Raw genomic sequence first — 13,575 nt, 5'->3', positions numbered from 1 at the left:
AGGGCGCCCCGGTTTCCCAGAGCGCCCTTCTTAGAACAAGATTGTTGCGTTGCAGCAAATGCTACTCGGCAGCAGCCTCAGTCTCGACCTCGGCGGTCTCGGCCTCGGCGACCTCAGCGGCCTCCTCGACCTCAGCCTCGGCAGCGAGCTCCTCGGCGGTAACGCCGACGAGAACGACAACCTCAGCCTTGATCTCGCGGTACAGCGAGATGGCAACGGTGTGGGCACCGGCAACCTTGATGGGCTTACCGAGCTCGACGCGCTTGCGGTCGATGTCCATACCGAGCTGAGCCTTGATGGCGTCAGCGATCATAGCGGCGGTAACGGAGCCAAAGAGGATACCCTCGTCGCCGACCTTGACGTCAACGGTGACCGTCTTGCCCTCGAAGGCGGCCTTGGTCTCGTTGGCGGTAGCCAGACGGACGGCCTCGCGCTTGGCGATGTTGTTGCGACGCTCGTCGAGCTGCTTGAGGTTGCCCTTGGTGGCGGCAACAGCGAGCTTCTTGGGGAACAGGAAGTTCTCAGCGTAACCCTGAGCGACCTCTACGACGTCACCCTCGCCGCCCTTGCCCTTGATCTCATCGAGAAGAATAACCTTCATGATGCGTCTCCCTTCTTAGCCGCGGTCGCGGTTGCCACGAGAGGAAACCACGGGGACGGTGTACGGCAGGAGAGCCATCTCGCGGGCGCGCTTGATGGCGTTGGCGATGTCATGCTGATGCTGCGTGCAAGCGCCAGTGACGCGACGGGGCTTGATCTTGCCACGGTCGGTCATGTACTTACGGAGAAGCTGAGTGTCCTTATAGTCGATGAACTCAGTGTTCTCCTTGCAGAACTGGCAGTACTTACGACGCGGCTGACGTGCAGAAAAATCATTAGCCATGTCAAAATACCTTTCGTTTGGCAACTTCGGCGAACCGAAGCCGCCTCTCACTCAAAAATAGGTGAACAACCCTTAAAACGGGATGTCCTCATCGTAGACGTCGACCGCGGGCGGCGTAGCCACCGGTGCGGCAGGACGTGCTATGGGCGCGGGAGCTGCGGGGGCGTAACCGCCCTGATCGTAACCACCCTGGCCACCACGGGAGCTCATAAACTCGATCTCATCGACGATGACCTCAAGCTTGCTCCGGCGCTGGCCGTCGCGCTCCCAAGAGCTGTAGCGCAGCTTGCCCTCGATCGCGACCTTGTTTCCCTTTGCCAGGAAACGGCTCACGGCCTCGGCGCGGGTGCCGAACATAGTGCAGTCGACAAAGTTGGGATAGTCCTCCCACTCGCCAGTCTGCGCGTTGCGGCGACGATCGTTCACAGCGACGCCAAAGGACAGAACCTGGGTTCCGCCGGCGGTGGCGCGCAGCTCGGGATCGCGGGTGAGGTTACCGGTGATGTTCACTCGATTGATGCTCATAACTCACTACTTCCTCTTGGGGCACAAGCCCAGTCCAAAACGACAGTCTTACTCCTGGTCGTCGCGACGGACGATCATGTGGCGGACCACAGCGTCGGTGATGCGCAGAACGCGATCAAGCTCGGCGATCTGGGTAGGATCTGCGTGGAAGTTGATGAGGGTGTAGTCACCATCGGTGAGGTCGTTGATCTCGTAGGCGAGCTTGCGCTTGCCCCACTCGTCAACGGAGTCGACCTTGCCAGCGCCCTCAGCGATCGTGGTATCGATACGCTTCATAACAGCGAGACGAGTCTCGGGGTCGAGCGACGGGTCAACAAAGAACAGCAGTTCATAAGCCTTCATATTGTCACCTCCTCTGGGCAAATGTGGCTTCAGGTCGTGAAGGTGCGCCTGAAGCAGGAAAAGACTTGGTAATAATATCTTTCAACCTCCTAGGCTGCAAGAATATGCAGCTACAACCTCATGACCTCCACATATGCCCATACTCGCACGACGTTTCATGCACATTCCAACCAAATGCTGACCAAAAGCTTGACGGATCTGTGGACAAGATACGGCGCCGTGGGGACAAGTCGCACCAAGCCGCAGGTCAACGGGCACAACGCTGTGGTCGCGAAATGCATACCAGTGGTCCACAACGCCAACCAAAGATTTTTAAATTCATTGCCAAGTCGCTTATGAATACCCTTTTTTGAACAATTGAGGTGATCAACCACGCTGGTCGGAAGCCGTTTTTCGGAACCTCAAACCCCACTGCAGCGCCAAGCGCGGCCAAGCGTTTTAAAAAATGCCAACTTTTCTGTTTGCACTTTGCGATTCCTCGTGTATACTGACTTTCGCATTTAACGGAGAGTTGTCCGAGTGGCCGAAGGAGCACGATTGGAAATCGTGTAGGCGTCAAAAGCGTCTCCAGGGTTCAAATCCCTGACTCTCCGCCAGTTAATTCCAAAGCAGGCCTTCGAGCCTGCTTTGTTTTTACCCCACGCGGAGGGGTGGCAGAGTGGTTGAATGCGGCGGTCTCGAAAACCGTTTGGCCTGTATAAGGTCACGAGGGTTCGAATCCCTCCTCCTCCGCCATTTTGGTTGAGAAAGCTCCCAACAATGGGAGCTTTTTTTGTTATCGAAATACGTCTCGATCCCACGCTTCCCCAAACATGTACGTCACCCTCCAAAACCGACATTTTTCGACATCTTTGAAGGCTGACGTACACGTTTGGATTGAGCTCACGGGAGTGGCACTATTCGGAAGGTGCCTCTTCGTCTCGCATGCCTTTCCAGTTGCGGATAAGCGCCTTGCGTAGTTCGTTTTGCTCTCGCTGGTGCCCGGTGTCGGTACAGCGAGGCATGCCGAGTGCTTCGCGAACGTTGTTCATGGCGCGGTGAAAGGCGAGCTGACTGTCGAACTGAGCCGAAGTGAGTGTAACGATTCGATATCCCATTTGGGAGAGAACGGCCTCTCGCTCCGCATCTGCTCCTTTGCGCTCGAACTCATCGTGAAAGCCGCCCTTATATTCGATACCGAGCTCCCTGCGCTTGTAGGTAACGAGCGCATCGATTTTGAGTGTTCGAGCTTTGGCGCAATGCCAGAGACGTTGAGGGATCTCGAGCGGTTTGTTGAGTTCGATACCTCGGATGCCAACGCCGCCTTCGCTTGTTGGGAGTGAGAGGGCGATTGCCGAAGCGGTCTCCATAGGCGAGGCAGAGCGATCGTAGATGTGCCTGAGCGCGAGCCGTGCACGTGTGGCACCGGGTTTGCCGGGATGCCGATCGAGCAGTTCGATTATTTCATCCTTGGAGGTGGTGGCTGGTTGCTCGGTATAAGGGTCGGCGGGATTGAGCCTCATGCGATAATCGCCGCAAACTTCATAGCCATATTCGAGATATTCGATCCTATTCATCCACTCGGCAGCGAGCACGAAGGTGAAGGCTTCGTCGGTGATGAAGACTCCGGGCGTCAACTCGTTAATATGCTCGTAGGGAAGATTTTGTCCAAGCATGTGGCAAATGACGCCTTTGGTGCGAATTCGCTCGAATTCGAATACAACCGAGATATCGATAGTCTTGAGCATATCGGACGGAATGCCGCAGTCGGTAAGGGCCTGTCGTATGCGCGCAACACGTTGCTGGGTGGAAATGCCTTGTGCGCCTATCTGGTAGTCGTGCCGCGCAAGAGACTGAACCAAATTCTGGGGTGCATGATGGACAAGCCATGCGGTTTTATGCGAAATGAGAACAGGGGTGTCCATTGAGGGCCTCTCGCTCTGAGCCGGTATCCAACTCTTATGTCCGTTGAAGTGGGGAAATATACCGGATGTGAGTAAATCAACTCATTCATGCTGTGGGCCCAATCCAAACATGTACGTCAGCCTCCAAAGATGCCGAAAAATGTCGTTTTTGGAGGGTGACGTACATGTTTTGGACCCCTGACATTCCAGCAATGCCACGCCCGCGCCCAGTCCCTACCGTTTGCCGAGCAATAAGGTCTCAATCGCCGTCAACCATGTACTATGTACGGGCATTGTTCAAACCTACAACTCAAAGGACCCATCTTGCCCGTCGCCGCCGCTATGACCATTACTTCACATGCTTCGGATGCCATGGTCGCTATCCCATTTTGGCTCGAGATGTTCGCCGTTGTCGCGGCATCGATCTCGGGCGTGCTGGTCGCGCGCGAGCACAAGCTCGATCTGGTGGGCGCGGTCGCGCTCGCAGTGGTCTGCGGTCTGGGCGGCGGTCTCTTGCGCGATATGACGCTCCAGGTCGGCAACGTGTATATCCTCAACCAACCAATGGCGTTACCGCTCTCCATCGCCACGGCGGCCATCATCTATATCTTCCCGGCAATCGTCGATAAGCCCGACAAGCTCATTCCCCTGCTCGACATCATCTCGGTCGGCATTTATGCGGCCACCGGCGCGGACAAGGCGCTGGTCTACGGCTTTGCGCCCGCCGTATGCATCATGATGGGCTTCTTCACCGCAGTGGGCGGCGGCATGCTGCGCGACGGCTTTATGGGCGTGGTGCCGGGCATTTTCCAACGCACTAACTTTTATGCCATCGCGGCCATCGCCGGATCGACAAGCTATGTAGGCCTCGTCATGAGCGGGCTCATGAGCAATGTCGCGGCGCTGGTCGTATGCGTCATCGTGACCATGGGGCTGCGTTGGCTATCGCTGCGCTTTGACATCAAAAGCCCAACCGAAGACGACATCGCACGCTTTTTGCACCGTAAAAAGTAGGTAGCACGGCCCAGCCCTTCGAAATGCAACCGGCAGGTTCTTTTAGAGCGCTTGCGCATTGGGTACCCTGTTAGATACCTGTCGAGTATCTAACGAAGGATTCACTATGCCTTACAACCAAGTACCGTCAACCCGGCGCCGCAAAGCGCGGAGTCACATCGCTATCCTATTCGCGCTGATTGCGCTCGCGCTCACCGCACTCCCCACGGCATCGTTCGCCAGCACCGACACCGCGGGAAACGTGCTCGCGACCGAAGTTGACTCAACTCCGTCGGGTGTCGAAGGCGACCTGTACTGGGCCGGCCAAAGCCTCAACCTAGACGACGCCTCCATCGGCCGCGATATTATCGCGGCGGGCGAGAGCCTGTCGATTCGCGACTGCACCGTAGGCGGCGCCGTTCGCCTGGCGGCGCGTACCATCGATATCGCCAAAACCACAATCGATGGCAGCGTCACGGTGGCCGGCCAGCACGTCGTCCTCAACACCGGCAGTACTGCCAACTGTTTTTACGCGGCGGGCGAGACGGTCGCCCTGCGTGGCTCTGCCAAATCGGCGGCGCTCGCCGGCGACACCGTTACCATTGACGGCACCGTCGATGGCGATGTTGAGGTCTGGGCCGACAAGCTCATCCTGGGCAAAAACGCCCGCATCACCGGCACGGTGAACGCCCACGTCTCACAGGATCCCGAGCGGACAGAGGGTGCCCAGGTTGGAGCCCTCAAGATCGACCGAACCGAAAACGAGGACACCTCTACGGTCAACGACATTATCGGCGGCATCGTTGCCGCGGCGCTTTCCACCTGCTTTGTCGCCATCCTGCTTGAGCTTGTCTTTCCGCGCGCAACCGCCAGCGCCGCCGGCATGCTGCATCAGCGTCCCACGCCGCTGTGGGTAAGCGGTCTTCTGGGCACGGTTGCCGTCATTCCCGCCGTCGTGCTGCTCATCATCTCGATTGCAGGCCTGTCGCTCGCCGGTGCCCTCATGTGCGGCATCATCGGCATCGCCCTGGTCTCGGCGGCATTTACGGGCACCGCGATCGCACGCATGGTCGGACACAACCAGAATCGCTACGCCATGGCCGCCGTGGGCGGTATCGTCGCGGGCGCACTCACGGCACTTCCTCTTATGGGCAACTTTGTCAGCGGTGTAGCCTTCGTCTTCACACTCGGCTACGTCATCCAGATCATCTGGCGCAACGCCCACCTCAAGCCGCAGCAGCCGGCTAACACGCCGGGACTCCCCACCGCCTAACCACCAACCACCACAAAGGGGACAGGCACCTTTGTGGTGGCGCAGGCCGTCTCAATCCACGTGCACCAAAAAGGGCGACGACCATTGCGGTCGACGCCCTTTCATTTAAAGCTATGAAGCCCGGCGCTTATTTGTTGACCTGGCCGGCGCGGACAGCAGCCTTCTTGCGGTCGGTTGCGTTGAGCAGACGCTTGCGCAGGCGAATGTTCTTGGGAGTGATCTCGACCAGCTCGTCGTCGGCGATGTACTCCAGCGCCTCCTCCAGCGAGAAGACACGAGGCGGCACCAGCTGAACGGAGATGTCGGAGGTCGAGGAACGCTGGTTGCCCAGGTTCTTGGTACGGGCGATGTTGACGACCATGTCGCCAGCCTTGCTGCGCTCGCCCACGATCATGCCCTCGTAGCACTCGGTGCCCGGCTCAACGAAGAGCTGGCCGCGCTCCTGCAGCGTACCCAGAGCATAGGCAACGGCCTTCTCAGTGGTCATGGAGATCATGGCACCGTTCTGACGGTTGCCGATCTCGCCGGCGTAGGGACCGTACTCCAGGAAGGTGTGGTAGAACACGCCCTCGCCGTGGGTGACGTTCATGATGCGGTTCTTAAGGCCCATGATGCCACGCGTCGGGATCTTGAACTCGAGATGCGTCACGATGCCCGAGGTATCCATGCTCGTCATGATGCCACCGGAGGTGCCGAAGACCTCAACGACCTTGCCCGAGTACTCGTCCGGGCACTCGACGACGGCCTGCTCGACAGGCTCCATCTTGTTGCCGTTCTCGTCCTTCTTAAACAGAACGCGGGGACGACCGACCTGGAACTCAAAGCCCTCGCGGCGCATGGACTCCATCAGAACGGACAGATGCAGGATGCCGCGGCCCGAGACCTCGACGCCGCTCTTGTCCTCGAGCTCCTCGATCTTCATGGTCACGTTGTTCTCGGCCTCGTTGAACAGGCGCTCCTTAAGCTGACGGGCGCCCACGATGTCGCCGTCGCGGCCGACGAGCGGGGAGGTCGAAGCCTCAAAGACGATGGACAGGGTCGGCGGGTCAATCTCGATGGGCTCGAGCTCGACGGGGTTCTCGGGATCGGTGTAGACATCGCCGATATCGGTGCGGTCAATACCCACGACAGCGGCGATATCGCCGGCGCCGACTTCCTGGCACTCGGTACGGCCCAGGTAGTCGAAGGTAAAGAGCTGCTTGACGGTAGCGGTGGCGCTGGAGCCGTCGTTCTTCACAACCAGAATCTGGTCGCCCTGATGGATGGCGCCGGAATACACGCGACCGATGCCGATACGGCCAACGAAGTTGGAGTGGTCGATGGTCACACACTGCATGGCCAGCGGGGCGTTCTCGTCAACCTCGGGCGCGGGCATGTCGTCGATGATCATGTCGAGCAGCGGGTACATGTCCATGTTGCCGTCCTCAGGGTCATGACGGGCAAAGCCGTTGACGCCGCTGGCGTAGATAACGTGCTCCATGGCAAACTCGAGCTGGTCGTCGGTAGCGCCCAGGTCTGCCATAAGGTCGAGGCAGTCGTTGTAGGCCTTCTCGGGGTTAGCGCCCGGACGATCGATCTTGTTGATGACGATCATGATCTTAAGGCCGGTGTCGATAGCGTGACGCAGCACGAAGCGGGTCTGGGGCATGGGACCCTCAAAAGCGTCGACCAGCAGCAGGGCGCCGTCGGCCATACGCAGCACGCGCTCGACCTCGCCGCCAAAGTCGGCGTGGCCCGGGGTGTCGATGACGTTGATCTTAACGTCCTTGTACTCGATAGAGATGTTCTTGGCGAGAATCGTAATGCCGCGCTCGCGCTCCTGGTCGTTCGAGTCCAGGACGCGGTCCTCGACCTGCTGGTTGGCACGGAAAGCGTCCGTGGCACGCAGGAGCTTGTCGACCATCGTCGTCTTGCCGTGGTCGACGTGGGCGATGATGGCGATGTTCCTCAGATTGTCTACGCGCATGTAGTTCCCCTATCTTCTATCCATATACAAACGGCACGCGTATGCGGCCCGCCCAGCGATACAACGCTCAGCGAGAATATTGAGCCTTTTACCGAAAACTCGTTTATTTTAGCGATTTTAGATAAGAGGGGTTTCCTCACCTGCAGGTTCAGGGTCGCTCCACATAAAACCATCGCCGGCACCCATGCCCTCATACAGCACGTATGCCGAAAAACCGCTCTCGAGCGTGGTTTCGAAGAAGCTCACGAGCAGGGCGTCGTGATAGCCGCCGTCAATCTCGACGCAGCCGGTATAGCCGATAGCATAGCGGGCGATACGGCCCAGGCCCTCGTCCTTAAGACCCATCTTGTGCTCGGAGATAAAGTTGGTGGCAGCCTCCAGGCATGCCTCCTCGCCATCCTCGTCGAGCGCGGCAAGATAACGGTTGGAAGTGGCGTCCTCAATTGCCACAACCACGCCAGGGTTTTCGCCCGCGGCCAGGTCGTCCAAGAAGGCGCCAATCAGATCGCACACCATGGCGTCGAGCTCGGCGGAGACGTTACCGGCGTCCTGCATATCCTGTGCCATCTTTAGACCTTCCCATCGAGTCCGGAGTCGTTACAGTTCCTGTGCCTCGGCGGCGATCTTGGCGGCAGCGTCGCGGGCGCGCATCATATCCATCGCGCGCTTGTCGAGCACCTTGATCTGACTGGTCAGCATCACCGCGTCGACCACGCCCCAGATCACCAGGCCCGTAGAGATCGAAAACCCAAGCGCACCAACTGTACCACGAAGGCGCGAGCAGATTGCCGCGACAAGGGCGGAGATGACGACCATCTTGATAAACGAGCCGCGGCGCTCGCGAAGCGTGCGGGCCTGCGTCACATAGGCAATGCGAGCCGCCTCAAAAGCCTCTGAGCGCATCTGGGCTTCACGCGCGATGGCGGCCGCCTCGGCCGACATGCCGCCGGCCATCAGCGAACGCTCCGCAACCTGGACGCCCCGCATTTAGAAGTCATCGGGGGAGAGCGTATGGACGAACTCGTCGAACTTCTCGAACTCCCGCTCGTCGTCGACTTCCTCGGCGTGGGTAGAAAGAGTGCCCAGGCGATTCATGATGTCGTCCTCCACAAACATGGGAGCATTGCTGCGCACGGCAAGGGCAATGGCATCACTGGGGCGGGCGTCGATCTTACGCTCCTCGCCATCGGCCAGCACGACGATCGTCGCGTAAAACACCGGCGGCTCGGCGCGGACGATCTCGATGCGCTCGAGTTTGGCGCCCAGGGCGCCAACAGTATCGAGCAGCAGGTCATGGGTAATCGGGCGCTCGGCGCGGCCGCTATCGATGCCGCGGCTGATGGCAGCAGCTTCAAACGAACCAGTCTGAATGGAAAGGGAACGCAGCGGCGCGGGCGAGTCCGATTTGCTGCAGCGCTCGCGAAGCACGATAAGCGATGGCACGGGACCGGCGGCCATGACGATGGTCTCTATGTCGACACGAACCATGGAACACCTCCGGTACGTAGCGATTAACACACGGCATCTTCGCCGCATTGAATAGCTATACTACCCAATCTTTCGCACAGCACACAAAATTAAAGTAGTTAATTAGGGACGGGGCTTTTTTGACTACTTTCAGTAGGTAAGAAAAGAGCCCCGAGGCAATTGCCCCGAGGCTCTTCACAGTTTTGATGGTGGACCTGACAAGATTCGAACTTGTGACCTCCCGGTTATCAGCCGGACGCTCTAACCAACTGAGCTACAGGTCCATCATGGTGGAGGTTAGGGGGATCGAACCCCTGACCTCAGGCTTGCAAAGCCCGCGCTCTCCCAGCTGAGCTAAACCCCCACGGAGACAGTAATAAACACCCCAGCGGCGACTCGGCTCTCGCTGGGGTGTTTATTGCGAAAGAAAGTGGTGGACCTGACAAGATTCGAACTTGTGACCTCCCGGTTATCAGCCGGACGCTCTAACCAACTGAGCTACAGGTCCATCGCGGGGATTAATATAGCCCAGAGGTCGGTGGCGCGTCAACAACTTTTTTTTCAAATTTGTTTTGAAAAATGAGGCGGTACACGAATGAGCCAATACTCCAAGCTATAAAGACGCAGGTAACAGCCGTGATGTAGCCTGAGGCATCCAGAAACAAATCGAGCTTGTCGAAGTGACGACCAGGCACATACAGCTTGTGATACTGGTCGGCAAACGACGCCGCCGCGCAGGCCAGGATAGTCAGGGCGTACATGAGCCACGTTCTCCATATACGAATGTGGCCTCGACGGCTGCGACGGTGCGCCCATCCAGACATCCAGGCGAGCACGTTGAGGGCTATCACTCCGCCCAAAATGGCAAATTCGACCACGTGCGCCTGCTGGCGAACGGATAGACCATGGTTAGAGAACTTCACAGAAAGCAGCAGGATGTGAGCGGCCGTCCATTTGATTGGATCGTCCTCGAAGGCCGGAATCAGCCCAGCCTGCACCAAATAGGCCCCATGTTCGGCAAGCGAGCCCGCGCCGGAGGACAGGGCGGATGTGTCTGCGACCGACTGCTCTGTAAGGTAGTAGACGGTCATCGCCCCGAAAACAAGCAGGCCGAGGCACAAGATACGCGCGATCCAGCGGAGCGCAGATGCGCCGCGGCGAGGCTGAGGCTCGGCGAGCTGCTGAGACGTCTTGCGTGTGGGGCGCTCGGGTTTTGCCGGAGACGGGTCATAGGTGTCAGGATCGTAGGCCGACGGATATGGCTGCTGACCACGCTGCCCATATGCTGCCTGATCTGCAGGAAGATTCTGCCGAGATGTGGGCGGGCGACGCATTTGCACCGTTGGAGCATCCTGCATGATGCGGTGTTGTGGAGCCGTGCTGCCTGGCGATGCAACCTGGCCGTCCTGAACATTAGGAGACTCGTAGGGGCTCGGCTGCGGAGTCGCTGCTTGAGGGCTGGTGTATGGATCAGGCTGCAGCCCCGCAGGCCAAGAATCTGCGTAGGGGTTATTCACCACCGTCTTGTCGGCAGACGGGTAATCGCCAGATGGCGCATTTTCGTTTTGAAACGGGTAATCGTTGTTGGGCATGTTGACCCCCTTCCAAACGCCATCATTTTCCTACGGTTTTATTCCAAGCGCGGAAACTCAACGGAATGGGCATGAGGAGAAATGCGCGCAACACGCGATCCCACTTTATAAAGGTTCGATTACAGGGCCCTCTCCACACCCTGCAGTAAACCCCTTAAAAGAAAGAATTGACGATTTCTTTCTTTTAAGGGACTCCTGTTTGACCCATCTGAAAGAGGGGCACGTTTCTTTTTTCCGTTACCCAATGCCCAAAAGCTCGGCACCCACATCCGTCAACTTATAAATAGGAGGTCGCTGTGAGACCCTAGACATTAACTCCAGCCTCTCAAGCTCTTTCGCGCAGTTTCGAGCCGTCGGCAGTGATACATCCAGGTATTCTCGCAGCCCATCGAGCCTGATTTCCCCAAAAATGCTGTAAAGATGAATCTGCGCCGCGTAACAAAGCGCCTCGAGCTGCCTCTTGCTGAACTCCCCTTCCAGATTATGCACGCACTCAAATAGGCCATCTAGAGCGCGCTTCTTCTCCTCAAGATTCGCGATGAGCCCATCTTGCGCGTCCGAAATCAAATCCAGAATAGCAATGACGAAGCTTGTTGCATCCGATCTGTTTAATGGGCGCTCGACCGCATCGAATGCGCGATAATACGTTGCCTTGTTTTCTGCAATCACGCGAGATAACGATAGAACGGTCGGCTGAGACAGCGGTCTGCTCAACTGCAAAGCAAGCAGATACCTGCCGGTTCTTCCATTGCCATCAAAGAAGGGGTGAATATAACCGAACAGAAAGTGACACAGTGCCGCAACATACAGCTCGGGAATGTCCTCACGTTGAGAAAGGCCGAGCCACGCGCTCATCATCTCTTCGATTTTCTGAGGCGGGTAAACCCCTTTGTGGACTGTCTTCCCATGCTGATTGAGTATCTCGACCGGCCCGGACCGAAACAGACCATCCCCCGGTAGGTCTTCGGGGGATATCGCATCCGCAACTACCGAGTCGTATATCCGCCTGATGTCTTGCAGCGATTGGGGCATAGGTGGATTGTTGCTCAAATTAAGATACAACTGAGCAAACTCAACAAAGGGTGCATGAGCCGACTTGTCGTTGGCGGCGAGAGCCTCCTCAATCTGACGCCGGGTACTGTGCACACCCTCAATCTCATTGCTATACACAACCTCATCCATAATGAGGGAGCGAACGTAGGCACCCAAGGCAACGATAGGCAGGTCCCTCCAAAGGGCAGACACCCTTCTCTCCTTGCGAAGCACTTGTTCCGTGTTATAGAGCAGCTCATGGGGCACAGACAGAAACATCTCGCCCGATTCGAGCTCAATTCCAGTTCTATAGGTCGATTCGCTATTGAATCTAGACGTATACAGTTCTTCGACATTTGCATATCGATCGGACGAAGCGTCCGCATAGAAAGTTTTTTCGAGAGTACAGTATGCCATCAATCCTCCCTACTTTTTTCTTTTACGGTAACAGGAAGTGCTTATAAAAGAAAGAAATCGCCGTTTTTTTCTTTTATAAGATTAAATCTACCCCAAGATAAAAGAAGCGTTTTTTCGCGTTTACACCGTTTGAATCGCAGACGAGCCGACCTCTTTCCACAATGAATATCACTCTCTTCGGCAGCGGCCCCACTCACATTGGCAATATGTCCAACCTCAACAGAGTTCAGACGCACCCCAGCAGGGGTCGACCGAAAACGTCACACGATATGTACGCCCTCTACACTTGGGCAGAATCAATAAATACCGACGACAAGGAAGTAATATCACATGGAGCTTTTTAGCGCGCTCGGAGCCAATATCGACCACCGAAATCTAATTCAACTTGACGGAACCTCCCCCTCGCAACATGCTCTATATGAGAGAAGTCCGGTATTCAGTGACACCACCACAAGCTCGCTCTCCAGGAAACTTGATTTGGAAAGCGACGATCGAAAGCGTCTGGAACTTTGGAAGCACTTTTGGCTCGAGTATATTGATTCCTTTGACACACTAGCAACCGTACGCCCCGACTCCGTCGCAACCGCCTATCTAGGTGGACATGCAGTTGAACTTGGGTTTAAGTATCTCCTGCTCGCCAAAACCAACTCCTTCATTAGAACCCACAACCTCGGTGTTCTTGCCGAGAAGGTCAATAACGCATATAGCCCGCTACCGGCGTATTGCGATTGGATTGTCGATTTCTGCACGTTATACCAAAAGTGCGTTGAGGAGGGACACATTGAATACTTTCGGTATCCAGAATACGGCGGTGCGGAAGGCAGCTCCCTATTCAAAGGCATGAAGTTGGACATTCACTGGATTTCATACAACCTCGCGCTGATTACGCTCAAGCTATTACATCTTGCAGGAATAGAAAGATAATTGCGTCGAGGTCCGCTTTGAAGAACTCGAAGTCGGGCCACATCCCTCCGGAAGAACTTGTCCTTCATGTGGCCGAAGACCTGCTCCATGGCGCCGTCGTCGATGCAGTTACCCTTCCGGGGCATGCTCTGCTCAATTCTCAATGACCACGGCACTCAGGAAGCGGTGGTCATTCGGACCACATCTTAGTGAACATCAACAGTGACTACACCGTCAGCTATGAGCCTTTTGAGACGATATCTAACATCACCCCATCTATATCGGACTATCTCTGTGGT

At 56.9% G+C, this 13,575-nt stretch carries 14 protein-coding genes and 5 tRNA genes; 5 read left to right on the top strand and 14 right to left on the bottom strand.

Annotated features, from left to right (window positions below; translation table 11 throughout):
• Positions 1-61 precede the first annotated feature (61 nt).
• The 4 genes from rplI to rpsF all read right to left on the bottom strand — a co-directional run bounded on the left by rplI (position 62) and on the right by rpsF (position 1,750).
• On the bottom strand, positions 62-601 hold the full coding sequence (gene rplI / locus DXD49_RS07335; protein WP_022094073.1) for a 50S ribosomal protein L9: 540 nt from the start codon (positions 599-601) through the stop codon (positions 62-64).
• Positions 602-616: 15 nt separating this feature from the next.
• Positions 617-883 (bottom strand): 30S ribosomal protein S18, encoded by a 267-nt coding sequence (gene rpsR, locus DXD49_RS07330; protein WP_006235829.1) that lies wholly within the window; start codon positions 881-883, stop codon positions 617-619.
• 72 nt (positions 884-955) lie between these two features.
• Positions 956-1,408 (bottom strand): single-stranded DNA-binding protein, encoded by a 453-nt coding sequence (locus DXD49_RS07325; protein ID WP_117794619.1) that lies wholly within the window; start codon positions 1,406-1,408, stop codon positions 956-958.
• A gap of 48 nt (positions 1,409-1,456) precedes the next feature.
• A complete protein-coding gene (rpsF, locus tag DXD49_RS07320) occupies positions 1,457-1,750 on the bottom strand; it encodes a 30S ribosomal protein S6 (protein WP_006235831.1) in 294 nt (97 codons plus the stop codon).
• A gap of 505 nt (positions 1,751-2,255) precedes the next feature.
• Between rpsF and DXD49_RS07315 the strand changes: the two genes are divergently transcribed.
• A tRNA-Ser gene (locus tag DXD49_RS07315) sits at positions 2,256-2,346 on the top strand.
• Positions 2,347-2,394: 48 nt separating this feature from the next.
• Positions 2,395-2,485 (top strand) — tRNA-Ser (locus DXD49_RS07310).
• Positions 2,486-2,646: 161 nt separating this feature from the next.
• Here the strand turns inward: DXD49_RS07310 and DXD49_RS07305 are convergent.
• A complete protein-coding gene (locus tag DXD49_RS07305; protein ID WP_117743357.1) occupies positions 2,647-3,654 on the bottom strand; it encodes a hypothetical protein in 1,008 nt (335 codons plus the stop codon).
• Positions 3,655-3,957: 303 nt separating this feature from the next.
• Between DXD49_RS07305 and DXD49_RS07300 the strand changes: the two genes are divergently transcribed.
• Together DXD49_RS07300 and DXD49_RS07295 are read left to right on the top strand one after the other, a co-directional pair.
• Entirely contained in the window at positions 3,958-4,647 is a 690-nt protein-coding gene (locus DXD49_RS07300; RefSeq protein ID WP_233502136.1) for a trimeric intracellular cation channel family protein, read from the top strand.
• Between the two features lie 106 nt (positions 4,648-4,753).
• On the top strand, positions 4,754-5,899 hold the full coding sequence (locus DXD49_RS07295; protein ID WP_117734801.1) for a polymer-forming cytoskeletal protein: 1,146 nt from the start codon (positions 4,754-4,756) through the stop codon (positions 5,897-5,899).
• Positions 5,900-6,026: 127 nt separating this feature from the next.
• Here DXD49_RS07295 and typA read toward each other — a convergent pair whose 3' ends face one another.
• The 9 genes from typA to DXD49_RS07250 all read right to left on the bottom strand — a co-directional run bounded on the left by typA (position 6,027) and on the right by DXD49_RS07250 (position 12,373).
• Positions 6,027-7,865, bottom strand: a complete 1,839-nt coding sequence (typA, locus tag DXD49_RS07290) for a translational GTPase TypA (protein WP_117734802.1) — start codon at positions 7,863-7,865, stop codon at positions 6,027-6,029.
• A 117-nt stretch (positions 7,866-7,982) separates the two neighbouring features.
• A complete protein-coding gene (locus DXD49_RS07285) occupies positions 7,983-8,432 on the bottom strand; it encodes a hypothetical protein (protein WP_117734803.1) in 450 nt (149 codons plus the stop codon).
• A 30-nt stretch (positions 8,433-8,462) separates the two neighbouring features.
• Entirely contained in the window at positions 8,463-8,852 is a 390-nt protein-coding gene (locus DXD49_RS07280) for a hypothetical protein (RefSeq protein ID WP_117734804.1), read from the bottom strand.
• Positions 8,853-9,353: a bifunctional nuclease family protein gene (locus DXD49_RS07275; protein WP_117734805.1), complete on the bottom strand. Its 501-nt coding sequence runs from the start codon at positions 9,351-9,353 to the stop codon at positions 8,853-8,855.
• A gap of 186 nt (positions 9,354-9,539) precedes the next feature.
• Positions 9,540-9,616 (bottom strand) — tRNA-Ile (locus DXD49_RS07270).
• A 4-nt stretch (positions 9,617-9,620) separates the two neighbouring features.
• A tRNA-Ala gene (locus DXD49_RS07265) sits at positions 9,621-9,696 on the bottom strand.
• Between the two features lie 67 nt (positions 9,697-9,763).
• Positions 9,764-9,840, bottom strand: a tRNA-Ile gene (locus tag DXD49_RS07260).
• A gap of 10 nt (positions 9,841-9,850) precedes the next feature.
• Complete coding sequence (locus DXD49_RS09925) at positions 9,851-10,924, bottom strand: VanZ family protein (protein WP_233502137.1); 1,074 nt, start codon at positions 10,922-10,924, stop codon at positions 9,851-9,853.
• 237 nt (positions 10,925-11,161) lie between these two features.
• Complete coding sequence (locus DXD49_RS07250) at positions 11,162-12,373, bottom strand: Fic family protein (protein ID WP_117794618.1); 1,212 nt, start codon at positions 12,371-12,373, stop codon at positions 11,162-11,164.
• Positions 12,374-12,703: 330 nt separating this feature from the next.
• On the opposite strand from DXD49_RS07250, the gene DXD49_RS07245 reads away from it, so the two are divergent.
• Positions 12,704-13,297, top strand: a complete 594-nt coding sequence (locus DXD49_RS07245; protein ID WP_117734807.1) for a hypothetical protein — start codon at positions 12,704-12,706, stop codon at positions 13,295-13,297.
• Positions 13,298-13,575: the final 278 nt, after the last annotated feature.

The organism is Collinsella sp. TM05-38 (assembly GCF_003466445.1).
Lineage (GTDB): Bacteria > Actinomycetota > Coriobacteriia > Coriobacteriales > Coriobacteriaceae > Collinsella.
The sequence above is the reverse complement of the archived record's forward strand: the minus strand, read 5'-3'. Positions and strand labels throughout refer to the sequence as shown.